21 protein-coding genes are annotated in these 21,178 nt (G+C 56.9%); 8 read left to right on the forward strand and 13 right to left on the reverse strand.

Features of this window, described 5'->3' with window-relative positions; all coding sequences use genetic code 11:
• Positions 1-203: 203 nt before the first annotated feature.
• From Q1A59_RS00990 to Q1A59_RS01015, 6 genes are all read left to right on the forward strand, one after another.
• Positions 204-689, forward strand: coding sequence for an HNH endonuclease (locus Q1A59_RS00990; protein ID WP_245669054.1), 486 nt, complete (start codon positions 204-206; stop codon positions 687-689).
• The gene (locus tag Q1A59_RS00995) at positions 676-1,038 is read left to right on the forward strand and encodes a YraN family protein (RefSeq protein WP_298401890.1); all 363 of its coding nucleotides are present in this window, start codon (positions 676-678) and stop codon (positions 1,036-1,038) included. Before Q1A59_RS00990 ends, Q1A59_RS00995 begins: the two co-directional genes overlap by 14 nt.
• Before the next feature lie 276 nt (positions 1,039-1,314).
• Positions 1,315-2,118 (forward strand): hypothetical protein, encoded by an 804-nt coding sequence (locus Q1A59_RS01000; RefSeq protein WP_298401889.1) that lies wholly within the window; start codon positions 1,315-1,317, stop codon positions 2,116-2,118.
• Positions 2,119-2,286: 168 nt separating this feature from the next.
• Positions 2,287-2,958, forward strand: a complete 672-nt coding sequence (locus Q1A59_RS01005; protein WP_299643447.1) for a M50 family metallopeptidase — start codon at positions 2,287-2,289, stop codon at positions 2,956-2,958.
• Between the two features lie 11 nt (positions 2,959-2,969).
• Positions 2,970-3,722, forward strand: a complete 753-nt coding sequence (tpiA, locus tag Q1A59_RS01010) for a triose-phosphate isomerase (RefSeq protein ID WP_298401887.1) — start codon at positions 2,970-2,972, stop codon at positions 3,720-3,722.
• Between the two features lie 192 nt (positions 3,723-3,914).
• On the forward strand, positions 3,915-5,237 hold the full coding sequence (locus Q1A59_RS01015) for a hemolysin family protein (protein ID WP_298401885.1): 1,323 nt from the start codon (positions 3,915-3,917) through the stop codon (positions 5,235-5,237).
• A 77-nt stretch (positions 5,238-5,314) separates the two neighbouring features.
• Here Q1A59_RS01015 and Q1A59_RS01020 read toward each other — a convergent pair whose 3' ends face one another.
• The 11 genes from Q1A59_RS01020 to accB form a co-directional block, all read right to left on the reverse strand.
• A complete protein-coding gene (locus Q1A59_RS01020) occupies positions 5,315-7,213 on the reverse strand; it encodes a hypothetical protein (protein WP_299643451.1) in 1,899 nt (632 codons plus the stop codon).
• Positions 7,214-7,352: 139 nt separating this feature from the next.
• Positions 7,353-9,212, reverse strand: a complete 1,860-nt coding sequence (locus tag Q1A59_RS01025) for a hypothetical protein (RefSeq protein ID WP_298401880.1) — start codon at positions 9,210-9,212, stop codon at positions 7,353-7,355.
• A gap of 464 nt (positions 9,213-9,676) precedes the next feature.
• Entirely contained in the window at positions 9,677-9,877 is a 201-nt protein-coding gene (locus tag Q1A59_RS18105) for a BsuBI/PstI family type II restriction endonuclease (RefSeq protein ID WP_367280871.1), read from the reverse strand.
• A gap of 6 nt (positions 9,878-9,883) precedes the next feature.
• Complete coding sequence (locus Q1A59_RS01030; RefSeq protein WP_298401877.1) at positions 9,884-10,384, reverse strand: hypothetical protein; 501 nt, start codon at positions 10,382-10,384, stop codon at positions 9,884-9,886.
• Between the two features lie 1,147 nt (positions 10,385-11,531).
• On the reverse strand, positions 11,532-13,157 hold the full coding sequence (locus tag Q1A59_RS01035) for a flippase (RefSeq protein WP_298401873.1): 1,626 nt from the start codon (positions 13,155-13,157) through the stop codon (positions 11,532-11,534).
• A complete protein-coding gene (locus Q1A59_RS01040) occupies positions 13,154-13,939 on the reverse strand; it encodes a hypothetical protein (RefSeq protein ID WP_298401870.1) in 786 nt (261 codons plus the stop codon). The genes Q1A59_RS01035 and Q1A59_RS01040 overlap by 4 nt, the downstream gene beginning before the upstream one ends.
• Positions 13,940-14,026: 87 nt before the next feature.
• The gene (locus Q1A59_RS01045) at positions 14,027-14,407 is read right to left on the reverse strand and encodes a RidA family protein (protein WP_298401868.1); all 381 of its coding nucleotides are present in this window, start codon (positions 14,405-14,407) and stop codon (positions 14,027-14,029) included.
• Positions 14,408-14,465: 58 nt separating this feature from the next.
• The gene (locus Q1A59_RS01050) at positions 14,466-16,415 is read right to left on the reverse strand and encodes a hypothetical protein (RefSeq protein WP_298401865.1); all 1,950 of its coding nucleotides are present in this window, start codon (positions 16,413-16,415) and stop codon (positions 14,466-14,468) included.
• A gap of 17 nt (positions 16,416-16,432) precedes the next feature.
• On the reverse strand, positions 16,433-16,630 hold the full coding sequence (gene xseB / locus Q1A59_RS01055; protein WP_298401862.1) for an exodeoxyribonuclease VII small subunit: 198 nt from the start codon (positions 16,628-16,630) through the stop codon (positions 16,433-16,435).
• Entirely contained in the window at positions 16,623-17,816 is a 1,194-nt protein-coding gene (gene xseA, locus Q1A59_RS01060; protein ID WP_298401860.1) for an exodeoxyribonuclease VII large subunit, read from the reverse strand. The genes xseB and xseA overlap by 8 nt, the downstream gene beginning before the upstream one ends.
• Entirely contained in the window at positions 17,816-18,355 is a 540-nt protein-coding gene (gene accB, locus Q1A59_RS01065; RefSeq protein ID WP_298401857.1) for an acetyl-CoA carboxylase biotin carboxyl carrier protein, read from the reverse strand. Before accB ends, xseA begins: the two co-directional genes overlap by 1 nt.
• A gap of 198 nt (positions 18,356-18,553) precedes the next feature.
• On the opposite strand from accB, the gene Q1A59_RS01070 reads away from it, so the two are divergent.
• Positions 18,554-18,772 (forward strand): DUF2892 domain-containing protein, encoded by a 219-nt coding sequence (locus tag Q1A59_RS01070; protein WP_298401854.1) that lies wholly within the window; start codon positions 18,554-18,556, stop codon positions 18,770-18,772.
• 113 nt (positions 18,773-18,885) lie between these two features.
• Here Q1A59_RS01070 and Q1A59_RS01075 read toward each other — a convergent pair whose 3' ends face one another.
• Positions 18,886-19,761, reverse strand: coding sequence for a fructosamine kinase family protein (locus Q1A59_RS01075; RefSeq protein ID WP_298401852.1), 876 nt, complete (start codon positions 19,759-19,761; stop codon positions 18,886-18,888).
• Positions 19,762-19,893: 132 nt separating this feature from the next.
• A complete protein-coding gene (locus tag Q1A59_RS01080; protein WP_298401849.1) occupies positions 19,894-20,157 on the reverse strand; it encodes a PspC domain-containing protein in 264 nt (87 codons plus the stop codon).
• Positions 20,158-20,350: 193 nt separating this feature from the next.
• Here Q1A59_RS01080 and Q1A59_RS01085 point away from each other — a divergent pair, with 193 nt between their 5' ends.
• Positions 20,351-21,019 (forward strand): hypothetical protein, encoded by a 669-nt coding sequence (locus tag Q1A59_RS01085; RefSeq protein ID WP_298401847.1) that lies wholly within the window; start codon positions 20,351-20,353, stop codon positions 21,017-21,019.
• The last annotated feature ends 159 nt before the right edge of the window (positions 21,020-21,178 follow it).

The following is a 21,178-nucleotide window of genomic DNA, read 5'->3' on the forward strand; positions in this document are numbered from 1 at the left end:
GTTACTGCGCGTCACGTCACCGGTGCCGGCGCAGTATGGGCGGCGACAGTGCGGCGTTGCGCGCGATTCGGGCTGTATCCTCCGCGAACCGCATCAGGCCGCTCTAGCGCGGGGCCATGACGCCCCCGGGCAAGAGCCTTTGTTATCGTGATAACATCGGTTCATGTTAAGGGGGGTGTCACTTGGCACAGCGAGTTCTCGTTTTGAACGCAAGTTATGAGCCGCTGCAACTGATTTCAGTGCGACGCGCGCTCGTCCTCCTCTTGCAAGAAAAAGCCGAGCTCGTCGAAGCGGCGATGCAGCATCTGCGTGCCCAATCGGTCACGTACAGCGTTCCACTGGTCATCCGGCTGGTGCGGTATATCCGCATTCCGCGCCAATTACGGCTGCCCTGCTCGCGGCGCGGCGTCTTTGCCCGTGATCGCGAGACTTGCCAGTATTGTGGCCAGCAGCCGGGCCGAGCGCATCTGACGATGGATCACGTAGTGCCACGCTCGCAAGGCGGGCTGACAACGTGGGATAATGTGGTGACAGCCTGCCGCGACTGCAACCATCGCAAAGGCGGGCGCACCCCCGAACAGGCGAACATGGTGTTGCTATCGACGCCGCGCCAGCCGCAGTATCTGGCCTTTGCCCTCCTCGGCGAGCTAGAGCGGCACGATGTCTGGCGCAAGTATGCCTACACCTAAACGCCGACTGGGTGATAAGGGTGAACAAATAGCCGCCGCCTATCTCGAGCGGTGCGGTTACACGATGGTCACCCGCAACTGGCGTTGTCGCAGCGGCGAAATCGATCTGGTCGCCCGTGACGGCGACCAGATTGTTTTTGTCGAAGTGCGCACGCGCCGCGATGAATACGCACTTGAATCGATTACGGCGCAAAAGCGGCAACGATTGATAACCCTTGCGTACCACTACCTCGCTGAGCACAACATTCCCTCGACGACTGACTGGCGGATTGATGTAGTCGCCTTGACCATCACCGGCGGTAGTCTCGTGGTCAGTGACCACATCATCGCGGCAATCGGCGAAGAGTAGCGCTAGCCCAGCCCGCCGTCCCGCGCAAATCTGTGCATATCATCACAATCCAAAGTAGTCATTGATCGTGTATCATGAGGCCAATTGAGGGGCGCAGCCCACTTGAGGAACTGCGCCAGCTATGCTATATTACGCACAAGATTTGACATTTAGAGAAGTCGTAGCATTTCTCGCTGCGAAACAGCGGCGCACGATCAAGTTGTGGGGCTTGGGCGATAGTGCGCAACCGGGCTATCGGGCATGTGAAGCGAGTAATGCTCTAGAAATGTTTGCTGTGTGGAAACGCCGTTGACGATTGTGGGTCATCTGGCCCCTGATCTCGACTGCCTCACCGCAATCTGGCTGTTGATGCGGTTTGGCCCGGCGAAAGATGCCGATTTACAATTTGTGCCAGCCGGGCGAACGTGGCGGGATCAGCCGGTCGATTCTGATCCTCACGTAATTCACGTCGACACCGGCGGTGGCCGGTTTGACCATCACCAAACCAACGATCCGACGCTCAGCGCGGCTGAGCTAGTGCGGCGGGCCGTCGCGCCAAACGATGAAGCCCTACGCCGATTAGTTGATCAGGTAACGCGGATCGATCATGCCGATTACCGGCCGGGGCATGTCTTTTTCAATATTACCGATTTAATTGCTGGGTACAATGCACTCTACCCGAATCGGCCTCATCACGTTGCGCAGGCGATGCTGGCCAATCTCGATGCGTGGTACGAGCACGAGGTGCGCCAGTTGCGGTTTGAGCAAGCGTTCCGGCACCGGCTTGAATTTGACACGCCGTGGGGGTTAGGGATTGCGGTGCAGAGTGCCGACGGTGGCTCGTCGCGGCTAGCGTTTAGCTATGGCGCGGTGCTGTTTGCCTACCGCGACCGGCGCGGCTATATGGGGGTAACGGCCCAGCGCCGCTCGAGCGTTGATTTGCAACCAGTGTACGAAACGCTGCGCCAGTGTGACAGCCAAGCCGACTGGTATCTGCACCCTAGCCACCGTCTCTTGCTCTGCGGCACGCCGAAAGCGCCACCGCGCCACTTCTCACAGCTCTCGCTCGAAGAGCTTGTTGAGATTATTCGCCGGCAGTAGCGCCACTGTTTGGTGATGGCGCAGCAATAAGGCTGCGCCGTATGCCTTTTTCCTCGCTTGCTACGGTGCTCTAGCTTAGGCACCGTACAGTGCCGCGCCCGTTGTTTGGCGTAGCGATATGCTATAATTGTGAGGAGACGTATCCGAACAGTTGTAGTGGAAACCTTCGTGCGCGATTTCACCTCATTTGACGACATCTTTAGTCGCCCGCCGAATGATAACTTCGAACTGCTCAAGGCATGGGCAGGGACGACGCTGGCCTTCGCGATTATGCAGACCGGCGCATCGCGCTTGCTCAGCAGCGAGTTTGTGATTAATCTCATCGTGGCTGCGATTGTAGCCGGGATCGGGTTTGTGCTACACGAATTAGCCCATCGGGTAGTGGCGCGCGGCTATGGCGCGCAAGCCCATTTTCTGGCTAACGATCGCTGGTTGCTGTTGTCAATTCTGATTAGTTTCTTGGGCATTTTTATCGCAGCACCGGGTGCGGTCTGGCACCGCGGCCAGCTCACCGTGCGCCAGAGCGGGATTATTGCGCTGGCCGGGCCGGTGACAAATTTGGTGTTGTCAGTCCTCTTTCTCTTCCTCTTCGTTCCGATCATGGTGCTGCGCCCGCCGGCGTTTGACCTCTGGATCACTATCTGTTACGTTGGGTTTCGCTTCAACGCTTGGATTGGCTTGTTTAATATGATCCCGGCTGGCCCGTTTGACGGCGCGAAGGTGCTGGCATGGGATTGGAAAGTCTTTGCCGTCACCGTGGCGATCGGCGTCGGCTTGACCTTCTTACTCAGTGATAGCGCACTGTTTGGGGTATTGCAGACGCTGGCCCGGATGTTTTAGATGAGGATGCGATGCGTACTCCCTTGATTGCCGGCAATTGGAAGATGTATAAGACGATCGGTGAGGCGACGGCGCTCGTGCGCGATCTGCTCGCCGGTCTCGGCCCGTTGGCCGATCGGGAAGCGATTGTATGCCCGCCGTTTACCTCGTTGGCTGCGGTGGCGCCATTGGTAGCCGGCAGCCAGTTGGGGTTAGGGGCGCAGAATCTCTACCCCGAAGCGCAGGGAGCTTTTACCGGCGAGGTGTCGCCGGTGATGCTGGCCGACGTTGGCTGCCGGTATGTGATTGTCGGCCACAGCGAGCGGCGGCAGTATTTTGGCGAAAGCGATGCGTTCGTCAATCGGAAGTTGCGGACGGCGTTGGCGCATGGCTTGCGCCCAATTGTCTGTGTCGGCGAGAGCAAGCCGCAGCGCGATGCTGGGCAGGCCGAGCCGATTGTGACGGCACAGGTGCGGGCGGCGTTGGTTGAGGTGACGCCGGAACAGATGGCGGATGTGGTGATCGCTTACGAGCCGATTTGGGCGATTGGCACCGGTGACACGGCGACCCCGGCGGATGCGCAGGCGATGCACGCTGCGATCCGGGCCACCCTAGCCGATCTGTACGGCGCTGAAATTGCCGCTACGGTGCGGATTCAATACGGCGGGAGCGTGAAGCCGGACAATATTGACGAATTGATGTCCCAGCCTGACATTGATGGCGTCCTAGTTGGCGGCGCATCCTTGCAGGCTGCAAGTTTTCTCCGGATTATCAACTATCAGTAAATGGAACCTGAACGTAGCGTAGGGCAAAGTTTGGCAGGCGACGGTTGCTTCAACCGTCGCCGTTTGTGCTTGTATGCCGTAGGCACCGGATCGCAGAGGTGCAACTTGTGTGAAATATTCATATGTGCTCGTGGTCATTACAATAGAAATAGCCTAATCACTTAGATACCATCTTGATTGCAAACGAAACTCATGCAGGAATTGTTGATCATTATTGCATTGGCATTAGCGAACGGTGCTTTTGCCGCTACCGAACTGGCGGTCGTCTCGGCGCGACGTGGGCGGCTTGAGCAACGTGCCGAGGATGGCAGCCGGGGGGCGGCGATCGCGTTGCAATTGCAAGACGACCCCGATCGCTTTCTCTCGGCAGTGCAGATCGGGATTACGCTGATTGGCACGCTGAATGGCGTCTTTGCCGGCGCAACCTTGACCGGCCAACTTGCGCCTTGGATCGCCGGGTATCCGCTATTAGCGCCGTATGCCAACCAACTCGCTCAATTTCTGGTGGTGCTGCTGGTGACGTATCTGTCGCTGGTGTTGGGCGAGCTCGTGCCGAAGCGGATTGCGTTGCAGAGTGCCGAAGCGATCGCGACGCTGATGGCACGCCCAATGCTGTTGCTGGCCCGGATTAGCACGCCGATTATCGTGCTGCTCAGCTTGTCTACCCGTCTGGTCTTGACCCTGATCGGGCGGGCGAATGTGGAAGAAGAGCGCATCACCGAAGAGGATATTCGGGCGCTGGTGCGGGAGGGGGCGGAAACTGGCGAGGTTGAGCCGCAGGAGCAGCAGTTTATTGATCGGGTCTTCAAATTTAGCGATCGGGCCGTGCGCCACATTATGACCCCGCGCCACGAAGTCGAGATGGTGGAAGCTAACCGCACGCTTGGCGAGGTTATTGATGAGTTGTTAGCCAGCGGATACTCGCGCTTTCCGGTCTATGAAGAGACACCCGATCAGATTGTCGGGATCGTGCACGTGCGCGATCTGCTGCTGCTCTACCGCAAGAAGGGCGAGCAGGCACTCGTGCGTGAAGCGGTCTCGCCGCCACTCTACGTCCCTGAAAACAGCCGCGCTTCAGCACTGCTGACCACCTTTCGCCGCAGTCGCCGTCATATGGCGTTAGTGGTAGGTGAACTGGGCGGGATTGAAGGGGTGGTGACGCTGGAAGATGTGTTGGAAGAGATTGTGGGCGAGATTGATGACGAGTACGATGACGCTACCCCGCCGCCGATTGTGCGGCGCGAAGACGGTTCGTATCTGGTTGAGGGTTCATTGCCGATTGACGAAGTGCGCACGTTGCTCGACGTGGATGAGTTACCTGATGAAGAGACCTACCGTTACGAGACGCTGGCCGGCTTGGTGATCAGCCTGATCGGCCAGATTCCCACCGCTGGCGATGTGGTGCGGTGGGGCGGCTGGCGATTTGAGGTGGTCGATATGGATGGGTTGCGGGTTGATAAGGTGTTGATCGCGCGCGAGCCGGAGGCGGGTAATAAAGTGGTGCCGGTGTCGTAGAAGATGGTGGGGCGGATGACCTCCGCCCCTACCGGTGGGACGCACCGCCGTGGGTGGGAGACGCACCGTCGTGCGCCCTACTGAGCCCACAATGGCCAGCGGTCTTGGGCGGTATTTTGGGTCACTTGTTGGGTAATGACCCCATCGCTAACGTTGAGGATGTAAATCTCGAAATCGCCGTCGCGGTCGCTAGCAAAGGCCAGTTGGCGGCCATCGGGCGACCACGTGGGGGCATCGTCAGTGGCGGAATGATCGGTCAGCCGCCGCACGTTGCTGCCGTCGGCATTCATGACATAAATTTCCCAGTTGCCGTCACGGTCGCTGGCGAACGCGATCTGCGTGCCGTCGGGTGAAACGCGAGCAAAGCGGTCGTTGGCTGCGTTGTTAGTCAGGTTGCGGATGTTAGTGAGTTCGGCGCGGAAGCCGGTTACGAACGGTATTCCTTTTGAATATCGAGGCCGGTAAAGCAAATCGGCGCTAAAAATTTCAAAGTTGCCGTCACAATCACTAACCCAATAAATACTACGACCGTTTGGCGACCAGGAAGGGCTTTCGTAACGGCAATTTGATACGTTGTTGGTTAATCGCGAAGGAAACAAGAGATGGGTAGTTTGGGGTATTGGCCATACCGTAATATTTGGCTTCCCCATTCGTTCAGAGACAACAAGCAGTTTGGTGCCGTCAGGTGAAACTGTCGGATTGAACTCGTTGACGAGTTTGGATTGAAACTCATCATATTGCCATGGTGGGATGAGCGAGAAATCATGACCATCAATGTAACTCATCTGGGTTGCCGTGGCATTCGCAGCGGTCTCCCCTTGCTCGACAGCAACATTATTCATGAGATAGACCTGTCGATATTCGGGTTGCTTGCGTCTTGAGTCAATGGCTAGCATCTGCTGGGCAGGGTCCCAACTACGGAGCCATGAATAAGCGACTGTTTCAGCGGGATTGTAGGTGAGACGCTGACCACTGCCGTTGAAGGTGGCTCGGTACAGTTCCCAGTGGCTGCCGGTGTCGATGGTCGAGGCGTAGATCAGCGGGGTGACCGGATCGGGAGCTACCCACGGCATACCGAGGTGCGGGTAGCGCCATTGGAAGTAATGCTGACCGACATTGCCCATCTCGACTTGATAACCGGCAGGGTTATTGGGCGTGTAGGTCAGCACGCGCCGCTCAAAGAGCTGAACGAGTACATCGCGTTCGGTATCGCCAACGACCGCGCGCACCCAGTAGGGATTGGTGATCGGATAGCCCATTGTGAACAGCCAGTCAACGATGGGGGCTGTTACCACGCGCCCGTTTTCAACCACTTTCCCACGCTGATTCATGAAATCCCAGAAGATTTTCGGAATGTTGTGGCCGGTGATAGAACTGTACTGGACGATGGTCGTTTCAGGCCGGGCCAGATCGGGGCGTTCACCGAGATTGCCGTTCATATCGATTGTAGTGCTAATCCGTTCTTTCAAGCGGATGGGATCGCGGTACGGTTCGCGGAAGTTATCATCGAATGTTGCTCGCGACGTAAACTGACAATAGCCGGGTGCTACCGGATTTGCACTACGCGGATTACCGGCAACCGGCGTATTTGCACAACTGTACCGATAATCAAAGAGGAATGTGTCCCTCGTTTGCAACCTGCCACTCACCATCTCAACGACCAACAGACCGTTGGTAACGATACCATCGGCTGGGTTGTTAATCTCCATCCGCGCTTTGTCAAAGTATTGGACGGTACGTAGCGTCTGTGGGCTATCGGTGTAGATTTCAGCAGAATCGAACCACGGCTCCGGCCCCCAGTACCACGTGCGTCCGCCGCGCACCGCCTCGCTATCGGTGCGGGTCCAGATGGCAGCAAAGCGCGGATCGGCGAATGCGTTACGGTTGGCGAAGGGCGCTGCTGAGAGGAAGGTCGTGTTTGTCAGCATAGCAGCGACCAGTACAAGGATTGCGATAACTCGGTGAACGGTTCGCATAGCGGTACCTCCTTGGTTATGGGTAGGTTGCAATCCTACATGTCCCCTCTCTGATTGGTCGAAGGCAGTGGGGGCGGATTGCCATCCGCCCCTACTGGTGGGAGGCGCACCGCCGTGGGAGACGCATCACCGTGCGCCTCTACTGAGCCCACAACGGCCAGCGGTCTTGGGCGGTGTTTTGGGTCACTTGTTGGGTAATGACTCCATCGCTGACGTTGAGGATGTAAATCTCGAAGTCACCGTCACGATCGCTGGCAAAGGCCAACTGCCGGCCATCGGACGACCACGTGGGGGCGTCGTCAGTAGCGGGATGGTTGGTGAGGCGGCGGATATTGCTACCGTCGGCGTTCATCACGTAGATCTCCCAGTTGCCGTCACGGTCGCTGGCGAAGGCGATGCTCTTACCATCGGGCGAGGCGCGAGCGAAGCGGTCGTTGGCCGCGTTGTTGGTCAGGTTACGAATGTTCACTAGCTCCAGACCAGCATAGAGGGTGTCGATGTAATAGTAGCGAAGGTCAGCCCGATAGACCTCAAAATTGCCTTCGCAATTGGTGACCCAGAAGAGGTTACGACCATCAGGCGACCACGTTGGCGTTTCGACGTTGCATGCCTCGGCGTAGCTGGTGATCTGTTGCGCAAAGCCGCGCAGCGGGATATTCAAACGGCGCAGGTAAAGCTGGGGGTTGCCGTTTCGTTCCGAAACAAATGCCAGCAGATTACCATCCGGTGAGACCATTGCGTTGTACTCGCTGCCGGGGATCAGAGAGAAGTCGTTATCTGGCGGCGGGAAGATACCATCGGTGTTGCTGTAGCTAATACGGATCACACCGGCACCCGGTGCTGGCTCACCTGAGTCGGCAGCAATATTGTTGAGGGCGTAAATCTGGCGATAGGTCGGGCTATTGCGTCGTGAGTCAACGATCAGGTACTGTTGTGCAGGGTCCCAACTGCGCCGCCACGAGAAGGCGACTGTCTCGCCGTTGTTGAAGGTGAGGCGTTGGCCGCCGCCGTTAAAGGTAGCCCGGTACAGTTCCCAATGGCTACCGGTATCAATATTCGAGGCGTAAATCAGTGGTGTCACTGGATCGGGTGTGACCCACGGCATGCCAAGGTGCGGGTAGCGCCATTGGAAGTAGTGTTGACCGACGTTGCCCATCTCGACCTGATAGCCAGCCGGATTATCGGGGGTGTAGGTCAGTACGCGCCGCTCGAAGAGTTGCACCAATACGTCGCGTTCGGCATCGCCGATCACTGCCCGCACCCAGTAGGGATCGGTGATCGGATAGCCCATTGCGAACAGCCAATCTACGATCGGCGCCGTTACGATGCGGCCATTCTCCATTACCCGCCCACGTTGGTTCATGAAATCCCAGAAGATTTTTGGAATATTGTGGCCGGTAACGCTGTTGTATTGGACAATGGTGGTTTCGGGTTTGGCAAGGTCATCGCGCACACTGATATTGCCGCTGCGCGAGATAACAGTGTTCACCCGCTGATTGAGCCGAGCTGGATCGCGGTAGCCGTTGTCGATGGTGGCAATGCCGGCAAAGTCGCGATAGCCGGGGGCAACGGTATTGGCTGCCCGTGGATTGCCGGCGACCGGCACATCCGAGCCTTCGCGATAACTGACATCGAAGGGATCATCGCCGAGTTGCATTCGTCCACTGATAAGCTCCTTTACGAGCAAGCCGTTGGTGACAATACCCTCAGCCGGATTGTTAATCTCCATCCGTGCTTTGTCGAAATACTGCACGGTGCGCGCGCTATTGGGGCTTTGCCGGTAAAACTCACCGTAATCGAACCACGGCCCCGGCCCCCAATACCATGTGCGCCCGCCGCGCACCGCTTCGCCGTCGGTGCGGGTCCAGACAGATGCAAAGCGCGGGTCGGCAAAAGTGGTGCGACCGGAGAAAGGCGCTGCTATCAGCGGTGTCGCGCCGCTGATCATCAGCGCAACCATCAGGGTGATCGCACTCCAGAGGATACGCAGCCGGTTCATACAAGCCTCCTTCGCTTATACCGCTGCCGCTATTACATATAGGATACGACGTAAAAATGAAAAAAGTTCCTATATTTTGCTGAGAATTTCGTAGAAAGACGGTGAAAATGAAATGATAATTGATAACAGAAGTGTTTGAATAATTGGTTTTTGATCTCATTAATATAAAATTTTAACGGTTAAACTGGCTGTAAATGTGTATATTGTGATTTTTGGTGCAATTTATTTAAGTGTAAAAATGAGAAAGTTGCGTCAATTTAGGGATCTTGTTCGATTAATCTGGCATTCGAGGTGATTGAGTGAACAGATATTGGTCAAGGGTGATTAAACGGCTAGTAGTGCTGAGTAAGTGTTTATCGTCGTCTGGCTACCGTGCTGCCTAGCAGCAGGATCGCACAGACGTGCCACGACCTGCGGTTATCCAGAATTGAACCGGTACTCGTTACCGCTTCGCTGGGCAGAAGTCATTTGTGAGGTGCACCGAACACAATGACATCGGGCATCTTTGCAGATAATCCAAGATTTATTCCTAAATTCTTGAGATACCCATCATTTATATAAGGATTACGCGCATCGCCAACATCGACAACAATTCCATTTTGTGCAAATCGAGGACAGAAGGGTTCGATTAACAGGTTTTGTCCACCGGGAGATATGTTTATTATTGTGCTTTAGGAGAAGGTTAATGATAGATCTGCTGCTTTTCGCATCCTTGTCAATTCTTGTCTGATCGGTTCAATCTGTTCTAAATATATCTTCGAGGTGTTATTCCATTGCTCGGTATTGAAATTCTTGAGTAATTGCAATGTTTCATTGGTTATCTGATATACGTATTTACCACTGTTCGTCGGCCAATTTGGGTTGTCAGGGTTTGTTAGTAATAATCCGGCAGAAACAAAGTACTCGACTGCCTCATCACGGATCGTTTCGCGTGTGTTTGGTGCGTAAGATACGTTATAGTATTCTCTCATAAAATCAATAATCCCCTTTATTCCACGCAGAGGTGCCGTTGCCTCACTCCATTTTTGGTCTGGACGAAGATCGGCGAGTGTGAGCAGGGTGTACCCTGCAACTTCATTTGATTGGCGTGGGCCAAAATGAAGTGCTTTGGGTATGCTAATCGCCTGATCGAGCTTTTCTCGGCGCAGATGATCAAGATAATGATCGTTCATATACCAATTCCTCTATGATGATATCAATCTCTGTTTGCGAAAGACTAACACTCTTTATCAAGGTGCCAATTTGTTCTAGTGCTTCACGGTGTGGATATGAAAATAGACGTAAATCGGTAGCGTTGACTTGAGTGTGGCCACTAAATGCACGAAATAAACGGTCAGCCTGTGTCGAATTAAGAAATATTGTTAATCCTTTGGCAAAAGCGAGATCTATTCCATGACCAGAGGCGTGAATATGTCTCAGAAGGCACCAATAGGTCTTCTGTCTCCGGACAACGAAAGATAGCTCGTGGCTTTCTTATACTGCCTTTTGGCCAGTGAACTGACCCATTGGAGAGGTGTTGCGGATAAAAGAGAGGAACGCTCCCTTCTCCCATTTCAGTACGAAGAAAGGGTTTCACGCGAAAATCGACGATCCTTCCTGTTGACACCGCTAATCCAAGAATCAGCAAGGGTTGCTGGTAGTCGTGTATGTTCACTTCTATCAAGAACATACTCATGCTCTGGAATATCGAAAGTATGGGCCATTGCAGAAGCTGCGTGGAGTAATTGAAACCAATTGGCCTTCAGGTGTAAGAGCCGCATTCATAAGTGCAAGAAACCCCGCATATAAGTTACTCGTTTCAATTCCTGCTGATCGCAGAAGACGACGATACTCTGAGTCACTGCGAATTTTCCGGTAAGGTGGGTTGATTAATGCAATGTTGAATGGTGGTAGTGTATCGGCAAACAGTTCACCGCGTACAATCGGTACTACCGTGGTAAGGAAATCAGCATTACGAATGTCGGCTGTAAAGATAATGTTCTTTTCTTCACACAGACGCTTGCATTCAGTGATACATCGGATAAGTGGTCGAGTCAGGGAGGGATCGAACTCAAAGGCAGTTATGTGAATTTGGCGAGTAGTTGCGCTGTCTTCTCGGCAGACTCTGCGCACGAATGCTGCTATCAAGGAGCGTGATGGTTTCCGGCAAGGGATTTACCCACGCTGCCATTAGATCGGCAATGTATGGTGGGGTGAAGAACTGTCCCAATGTAGCGCGGCGTTTGTGTTCCGCTCCTTTGTTTATGATGAAAGTATTAGACATACACCTGCAGAATGGATATTCTTTGGAACTTGTTTGTGCGTTTCTACTTTATCAGATTACGGCGCACGTCCGATAATTCGTCTTGCCAGTGCTATTTCTTCGCCTCCAATCGCACCAATGAGCCACAGGGCTGCTAGGTACACCGGCGGGCCAATGAATACCGCGCATAGGCTGCCAATCCACCCCGGTAGCCAGAGGATGGCCGGCAGCATCACGGCGGCCATTGCAAGACTGGCGAGCGCCGGTTGCCACATGAGCTTCATGATGCCCGGTGGCAAGCCTTCTTGATGCAGCACGGGCCGGAAGACGGCGTACAGCACGACTTCCGACGTGATGGTGATGATGGCCGCCGCTAGCAAAGCGTCTTCGGGCCGGCCCAGCCGGATAGCGAGCGGGATTGCGATCAGGTTAGCGGTCAAATTAAAGATTGCGCCGGCGACGAAAGCACGGGTGATGGCGGTCTGCCGTTCGATGGCGATCAGGACGTATTGCAAGAGACCGTTGGTAAACGAGAGTGGTAAGAACCAAGCCAGCACCGCTAGCACCGTCACTGACGGCAGGTATTCGGCAAAGCGGCGGCGGGTGAAGATCCAAACGAGATCGTCAGCCAGCAGGGTCATGCCCATGGCCAGCGGGAACGCTATGAAGAGTAACAGGTGTAGCGTGCGTTGTTGGGCGCTGGCCAGTTCGCTGCGCGCACCACCGGCTCGCCGTGCCAAGAGCGGGAAAACAGCGAAGGTGATGGCCGGCGGTAGCACCAGCGCGATATTGAGCAATTGGTAGGGCAAGACGTACTGCTGCACTAGCAGATCGGCGTTGCTACCACCAAAGGCGCGCACGATGAAGAGATCGAAGCGAAAAAAGATGACGCTGAGCAGGTTGTTTAGCATCAACGGCAGCGCCTGCGGGACGAGGGTGCGGATCGCAGCGGCATCGAAGCTAAGGGTAGGAGCAAAGAAGGTGCGCACTTGCAACCCGAAAAAGATCACAGCGGTGATTGAGCTGACCAACACTGCTGCCCATGCCAACCCGATCACGCCCCATCCCAATCCAAGCACGGCGATGCGAGCTAGAAAACTGAGCAACGCGGTCAACACTTCCACCGCCGCCGGCACTTCCATACGTTCGGCAGCATTGTAGAGCGCCGTGACCGCGCCGCTATAGGCGCTCGGCACGAGGGTCAGCAGCAAAATCCAGATCGCCAATTGGCCGTCGGCGGTGAGCGGTTCGCTTAGCCCAACTGCGCCGATGAGATTGTAGCTGGCGATAACCAGCCATGCTACCGGCGCAGCCGCCGCGATGATGAGTAGCAGGCGCAGCGCCAGTGTGACACCAAATAACCGGCGGGCAGCGTCAGGATGGCGCGCCACTTCACGGGTAAGCAAGATGCCAAGGCCGAATTCGGTGAAGGTGGCGAGGTATTGCGCCACGAGCAGCGCCGCTGTGTTGTACGCTCCCAGCGCCGCCGGATCGAGCGCGCCGACCAGCAAAAACAGGATAACGGTATCCAACCCGCGCACAAACATGCGCAAGCCAAAGGTGACGGCGCTATTTTTGAAAATGCGGCGAGCTGCATTGGCCGGATCGTCGCGGTAGAACCGCTGCCAGAGGAACGCGCCCGCGCTGAGCAGCGCGAGGGCCGCACCGATGAGAAGTAACACGAGTCCGAGACGGTCGTTCATGGCGGTTGGGTAGTAATTGTTGTTCGGCGACCATCACTGATGAGATGGATCGCACCGTCGAGTTTGGGATGGTACAGGCGTGGTGCCAGTTGTTGCCGTTCGTGGAAGCTAGCTAACGCAGGATCATCGGCCTCAAAACCGGTACTGAAGGCGACAGCGCGCATGCGCAGATCGCGCAGGGCCGGCGTTGTGATCGGTCGTTGCCAAGGATAGATGAGCAGATCAATCGTTTGCCCGGCCAGTGTGGCGAGGGCCGCATCGCCAGCGCTACCGCCGTGGTGGATGAGCACACGGGTCGCGCGATATTCAATGAGCAACACTGCGCCGCCGTCATCGCCATCATTCGTTGCCAGCACGCGCAAGCGCGCCCCGCCGAGATTGATCTGTTGCCCGGCTTGCAATTGACGAACCGGCGTTGCCATGCCGTTCATGAGATCGTGCCATTCCCCCTTAGGTATGGTTTGCGCCAGCGCCAGCGCAGGCCGGTATCGCCGCAGCGCGCCCAACTGGCCGGGCAGATTGTGCTCAACAGCGCGAGTCAGCACTGTGGCCGCGAGCTGGCGTTGCCAAAACGGCAGATATGCGCCCAATTCAACTGCCAGATCGGTCGGGTCGCGCCCGCCATCAATCAGCGTAAACAAACCGCCGGGCGATTGGATGAGAACGGCATCGCCGGCGGTCGGCAACAAGATAACGTGCAATTTGCCGTCGGGACGCTGGAACCATGCGATGGTGACGAGCGTCCCAATCAGGATGGCGATAAAAGGAGCACGCTGTCGCATCCGGTTGTTCCAATCCACTGAGGGAAGGCAACGTGATCATCTCATCATGAATACCGCGCGACAGCGGCAAACGATGCGCGTGAATTGTTACACCAACGCAATTACTTCAATTTCGATCCGGGCATCGCGGGGCAAACGGGCCACCTGCACAGTTGAACGGGCCGGCGGCGCGTTGCCAAAATGCTCGGCGTATGCGGCATTCATCGCAGCAAAGTCGTTCAAATCAGCCAGAAAGACGGTCGTCTTCACGATCTGGTCGAGCGAGCTGCCCGCCTCGTGCAAAATAGCGGCAATATTCGCAAAGATCTGCCGGGTCATCGCGCCGATGTCGTCAGTGATCATCTCGTTAGTGGCTGGATTGATCGGCAACTGCCCGGACACAAAGATCAGGTTGCCCGCCCGGATGGCTTGCGAGTACGGCCCAATCGCTGCCGGCGCAGCTTCGGTAGCGATACGGATGCGATCCATTGTCAATATCCCCTCTATAATTACTCTGAATACCACCAATAGGTTTGCAACGCCAATTTTACCGTAACAGCCAGAATCCCACCATCACAAAAAGCTGCCAGATCGCCGGTAGCAGACCGCCCAGAATCGCCTGCGCACCTTCCCACTCGTACACATCCACCCAGAGCGCCACTGTCACCCAGTAGGCAATCGCGAGGGAAGCAAGCCAGAGGATAGCGGCCAGCCATGGCAGATTGATAATGAGGCAAATCAGGGCCAGTAGCAGCGGCAACAGGCGCGGCATCTGCACCAGCGGGTAGAACGTGAAAATATGAACCTGCTCTTGGTCGTTGTCGAGCACGCCGTGAATGATCAGCGAAATCAGCACGACCAGCGGCCATTCGAGCAAGCCAGCCAGCCAAAAGCTAATCCCGCCCAAGATAATGCCGAGTTCTGGCCAGCGATCACCGTCAATCAAGGCAGGAACGGCAAACATCAACCCCAGCGGCAATGATACCACGAGCATCACCCTGCCAGCTCGCCACAGCAGATTGGTTGTCGTTGCGTCGGTGGCGGCCAATTCCGCTTTTAGCGCAGTGATCGTTGCCATCGGCTGGCTAATCAGTTGCAGGTTAGGCATAAACGCCGCTGGTTGGAAGCGGGGCGTATTGTGGATTGGCGGCAGATGGCCTAAGCGTTCTTCGCACCGTTCGATCAATGCTGGCCAGTTCTTCATTGTGCCAATCAAGATGGCTCCCGGCGTCCATTTCCCCGTCACTATCAAGCCGCACAGCCGGCTGAGCCACGGCAGCGCTGGTGATTGGACAAAAGCGATGCTACGGCCAAAGCCGAGATCGATCACCTGAAACGCATTGATACTCGCCCACGGAAGAGTGCGTGCGAATGGCACCGGACGGGGGAGAAAGCGCACGATCATCCCGTTTTGACCAGCAATAGCTGACGAGGGGATAGCGATCAGCAATGCGAAAGCCAGAGCGATCACGAGCGCAAGCAGCAGATGGGCGGCGATCAGCAGCCACATTGGGGCCGGCAGGTCGGGCCGTTCGGCGAAGCCGAAAAAGGGTACACTGGCGCCTTGATAGGCAAGAAAAATCGCGCGATAGACTGGATCTTGACTGACCCACAGCAGCGAAGGGTTACTGCGCAACTCTGGAAACATGAGAGTGAGCGCTCGATCCCAGTAACTGCGATAGTGCAGCAGACCAAAGATCAGAACAAGCACTATCACGCTGAGGTGAGCGATCCTGATCAATGACCATGCAGGGAGAGTAGCCGTCACCTCTGGCGCGGTCGTTGGCGGTAAGACGGTATTGGCAGCCGATAGTTCGACGGAAGCGTCACGCAAGAACAGGCCAAACAGGGGTGAGCGGCGTTGTTCGTCAACCATTACTGGCTGTACACCTTCAACCCCACGGATTGCACGGTTATTCTCTTGCAGGATGGTATTCAGTAAATCGTCAAATTTCTCGATTGATGACGAAATCAAGAAGGCCGGCTGGAAAGTTGTGCCGTACAACAAACCATACACCCGATGCCAGCCGGTCAGACGCTTGGCTTGTTTGGCGGGGATCACCAGCAATATAAAGCGCTGGCCGGCCTCATCGCCGGTGACATGGATCTGTTGCATATCTTCCCAAGCCACTGGCAGCCAGCCGCCGGCAAACTCGACGAGCAGGCCACGGGTGCTGGTTCGGATAGCCGGCAGTGCGTTGCGGAGGACTAACGCGATAAACAAGCCACCTGCAGCCCACAGCAGCATCGCTAGCGCTTCTGGAAACCATAAGCTCAGATTGCTCGGCAGCGGTGAAAGTCCATCGTAGAGCGGGCGGAGCCATGGCGTGCGGCGCAACCAGAGCGCCACTGGTTCGCTAGCAGTTACGATACCGCGGAGAAGCTGGTACACAGTAATGCCAAGGCTAGCGATCACCAGCAGATTCGCCAGTGTCGCGCGCCACCATCGCTGACGAAGCGGGTAACGATAGACTTTTTCCGCGATTGAGACGCTCATGACGACTCAGGCTCCGGTTACGCGCTATCGAGCTGGCGCACGCGCAATTCGGCGGCATCGAGTAATTGCTGGCAAGCTGCAGCCAGTTCAGCGCCACGTTCGTAGAGGCGCAATGCGTCGGCAAGTGATAGCTCGCCGCGCTCGAGCCGTTCTACCACTGCTTGCAACTCGGCCAGCAACGTCTCGTACTGTTCAACGGCAGTTGGTTCACTCATGGAGATCCTCTACAGCGACGAGCAGCGTACCGGCGCGTAACGTGAGGTGGAGTGACTCGCCCGCTTGCACCTGCGCCGGATCGGTAACGACTTGCCCATCGGCGCGTTGTGCGATCGCATAGCCACGGGCCAGCGTCGCTTGCGGGCTGAGGGTATGCAGGCGAGCCTGCATACCCTGCAAACGGGTTTGTTCGAGGGTGAGCCATCGCTCGAATGCGCGCTCGGCTCGCCGGGATAGTTCATCAACCGTTTGGCGAGCGGCATCGAAGCGGCGGCGGGGATGGTTGCGTTGGAGCGTGCTGGTCTGCTGGGCAATTGTGCGGCGTTGCTCATCGAGGTAGACCAGCATGGCGTTTGCGGCGCGTTCGCGCCACTCGGCAACCCGCTGACGCAGAGCGACCATTTCCGGAGTAGCCAACTCGGCGGCGGCGGAAGGGGTTGGGGCGCGTACATCGGCTACGGCATCAACCAAGGTAGTATCGGTCTCGTGGCCAACACCGGTGATCATCGGCACCGGGCTGGCAGCAACTGTCCGCACCACCTGTTCATCATTGAACGCCGCCAGATCCTCGCTGGCGCCGCCGCCACGGGCTACGATCACGAGATCGACCGGTTCGGCATAGATGCGGCGGAGCGCAGCCACAATGCTAGCCGGGGCCAATTCGCCTTGAACCAGACACGGTGATAATACGATTTCGGCGAGCGGGTAGCGGCGGCGGAAAATGGTCAGCATATCTTGCAGCGCTGCCGCTTGGAGCGAGGTGACGATCCCGATCCGGCGCGGCAGGGGAGGCAATGGTCGCTTGCGGCGCTCATCGAACAACCCTTCAGCTTCGAGGCGGGCGCGCAGTTGTTCGAGTTGCGCGTTGAGCAAGCCTTCCCCCGCCGGCACGATCTGATCAACGACGAACTGCACTTCACCACGGGCTTCGTAGAAGCCAACTCGGCCATGGGCAAGCACCGCCTCGCCGTTGGCCGGCAGCTTTGCCAGCCGGTCGGCGGCACTGCGCCAGAGCACGGCCCGAATGCTCGCTTGCTCATCTTTCAGGGTAAAGTAGCAGTGCCCTGAAGGGTAGCGGCGGAATTCCACGACTTCAGCTAGCAGCCAAAGGTCGAAGAACAAGCCGTCGCCTTCCAGATGAGCGCGCAGAGCGCTATTCAAGTCAGACACCGAAAAAGCGCGCATCAAAGCGGTTCAATCACCATCAACGGCTGGCCGTACTCAACTGGCTGCCCATTCTTGACCAGAATGCGCGCCACCCGTCCGGCGACGTCACTCTCGATCTCGTTCATCATCTTCATTGCTTCAACAATGCCGACGGTATCGCCAACCCGCACCTCATCGCCTTCCTGCACGAACGGCTTGTCTTTCGGCGAGGGAGCGGCATAGAAGGTGCCGACCATTGGTGCGGTAATCGTATGACCAGCCGGCATCTCGACCGGCGGCCCCTCTGGCGTTGGCGGCGGTTGGACGAAAGGCGTCACTGGTGTGGTTGGCAGGGGTGCGCTGAGCGGTGCGCTGAGCGGTGCGGCGGGCAGCGGTGCAGAATAGATCACGCCGCTAGGGCTAGGCTGGCCGCGTTTGACATGCAACTTGGCATTGCCGCGCTCGATCGTGATTTCGTACACATCGCTCTCCTCGAGCATATGCAACAGATCGCGCACAGCAGCCAAACCGAACGGATCATTCTGATCAATTGGCATTTCAGTGGTTTCGTCCTTCATAGCTCCCCACAGCATAGTCTCGGCGAAACTGCCCTATTGTAGCACAAGAGTCAATCCTCTTCGAAATGGCATGGTCTGACTTCCTGCCTTACAATGCAAATGAGTAATCATTACGCTCAGTAGTGAGATCTTCACCAACAAGCGTAGCCAAGATTGTTATGCTAGGCACGAGAAAGGTTGAGGGAAAGGATTGTTACTATGCGCAATGTAGGCACGCTTGATCGTGATATTCGTCTCGTGTTGACGATGACGTTCGGGTTGATTTCGCTGTTTGGCCAGCTCTTCTGGTTGCAGGTTATCACTGGGTTTCTCGCGCTGATTATGTTTGCTACAGCGGCTTATGCAGTATGCCCGTTATATTGGGTCTTTGGTATTAATACCTGCAAACGCACACGTGAACAGAACCAGACGCGCTAAGCGATAGGCTGCGCGAATAGCGTGCTACTTTTTGATAGAGTGCGGCAGGTTAACTGCCGTACTCTATATGCTTTTCACAGAACTGTTTAATCAGACGTTCGTTCACGTGGTGCCTATCCATACCGGCGAGCTACTGCGTCAACCTGCGTGCCATAGCCTTCGCCGAACAGGTTCAGATGGTTGAGCAAGTGGTAAAGGTTGTAGAGCGCGCGCCGGTCGCGGTAGCCGGGATCGAGCGGCCATGCCGTCTGATACGCGGCGTAGAAACGGGGCGAGAAGCCACCGAAGAGTTCGGTAAAGGCCAGTTCGGCCTCGCGGTCACTGTACGAAATGGCGGGGTCGATCAAGACCGGCGCGCTGCCGGGGCCAGCGATCACGTTACCACTCCACAGATCGCCGTGAATGAGCGAAGGAACGCGCGGCACGCCGCTCAGCCACTCGTCAAGCCGGCTCACAACTCGTTCGAGCATCTGTCGGCGATGCGCAGGCAAGAGACCGTTGCGAGCAGCCAGTTCGATCTGCGGCCACAGGCGTCGCTCGCGGAAAAAGGCGATCCAGTCATCCATCCAGCCATTGATTTGCGGGGTGCCGCCGATGAAGTTATCGCGCTCAAGGCCATACGCAGCACCGGTGTGGCGGTGCAGCGCAGCGAGCTGTTCGCCAAGTTGGGCTGGATCGGGGGGGTGGCCATCGCCTGCGATCCATTCACTGAGCACGATGGCGGGTTGGTGGTCATTGGCCTCGCATGCGAAGACGACCGTAGGCACGCGGATGGCGTTGGCGGCGGCAAGCGTGCGCAGACCGTGCGCTTCGGCAGCCACCATCGCCGCTGGCGCTCCGCTAGCGGCCCACTTGAGGGCAAAGCGTTGCCCGCCGATCGTGACGCGCGCAAGGCGCGCGCCAAAGCTGCCGCCGAGGTGATCGACCCGCTCGATCGGGCGGCCAAGCGCGGTGGTGATCAGGTTGGCGACGGCGGTTGGCAGGTTCATCGGTTTGGCGCGGTAGATACTGGTGTTACCGGAATCATACGCTGAGTACGCCGAGACGTCAATGCTGGGGAGATGGGAGGCGGAAACTGGTACGGGCGGGTTTGAAACCCGCCCGTATCACTTGCAGATCGGTTATCGGATCCGCTGGCCGGTGTACGGATCGTACTTCCATTCACCGGTGGGGTCTTGGGCTGGCGGTGTAGGCTGCGCCAATTCCTCTTTCGGCATAATGATCCAGAGCACGATGTAGATGAGTGGGCTGAGACCGCTCAGCACCGCTAACACGAACACCAGCCGGACAATCGTGCTGTCGATGCCGAAATAGCGGGCGAGGCCGCCGCACACGCCGCCGATCATGCTATCGGTGGCGCTGCGTGTTAAGCGAGTGGTTGCCATAACACTTCTCCTTTGCTATCTATCGCTACGCGATACCTGTCTGTATGACGTTGCCGGCGCAACATTGTTGCAGCCGTCTCCTCAAGTTGCTCGTTGCCGGTTCATAATTTCTTCAAAGTTGGGTGCTAGAGTACATCTGACCCCGGATCAGTCGGGGCACTTTGCAGCACAACGACACCATGGAGGAGATACCATGAAACGAACCCTGTTTAGTGGTCTCGCTGGCGCAGCGTTGGCGTTGACCCTGCTTTGGAGCCAGCCGGCGTTGGTGAGTGCAGCGCAAGCAGTAGCACCCCATTCGACTCCGGTCGAGGTGGCATACGGGAGAGGCGGCGGCGGTTGGCGTGGCGTGGGCACAGTCAACGTTGGGCAATTGATCAAAGCCCTGCAAAATCTAACCGGTCTTGATATGGCGACGATTCGCGTCGAGTTGCAGAATGGCCGGAGTTTGGCCCAGATCGCATCTGCCAATGGTAGCAGCGGCGATGCGTTGGTGCAGGCGGTGGTGGATGCGGCCAAGGTGCGGCTCAATCAAGCGGTGAGCAAAGGGCGTATGACGCAGGCTGAGGCTGATCAGATGCTGACCACCATTCGCGAGCGGGCGACAACCTTGGTCAACGATACGACGGTGGGCGCGCAGTTAGCCGATCGGGCGGCCAAAGCAGCCGAGCGCAGCACGCTAGGGTGGCTGATTCAGGCAGCAGCCGATCAGACCGGGCTCGATGTGGCAACCATTCGCTCGCGGTTGCGCAACGGGGAAACGCTGCGCGCGATGGTGACCTCTGTCGGGGGCGATCCGCAAAAGGTGATTGACGCTGCGGTGAATGCCTTCCGCCAAGCAGCGACTGCCGCGATGCAGTGAACACCTGCCTCCTGCTTTACCCCGCCATCTTGCAAGGTCAACCTTGTGGAATGGCAGCATTGTACGGCATTGTGAGCCGAGCGGTAGGAGCCGAGCCGCGCTCGGTCCGCCGCGCGGCAACGCAATTCCTCGCGAGCGTGGGGATGCCTGCGCGCCATT

This window comes from uncultured Chloroflexus sp., assembly GCF_937951745.1.
Classification (GTDB): domain Bacteria; phylum Chloroflexota; class Chloroflexia; order Chloroflexales; family Chloroflexaceae; genus Chloroflexus.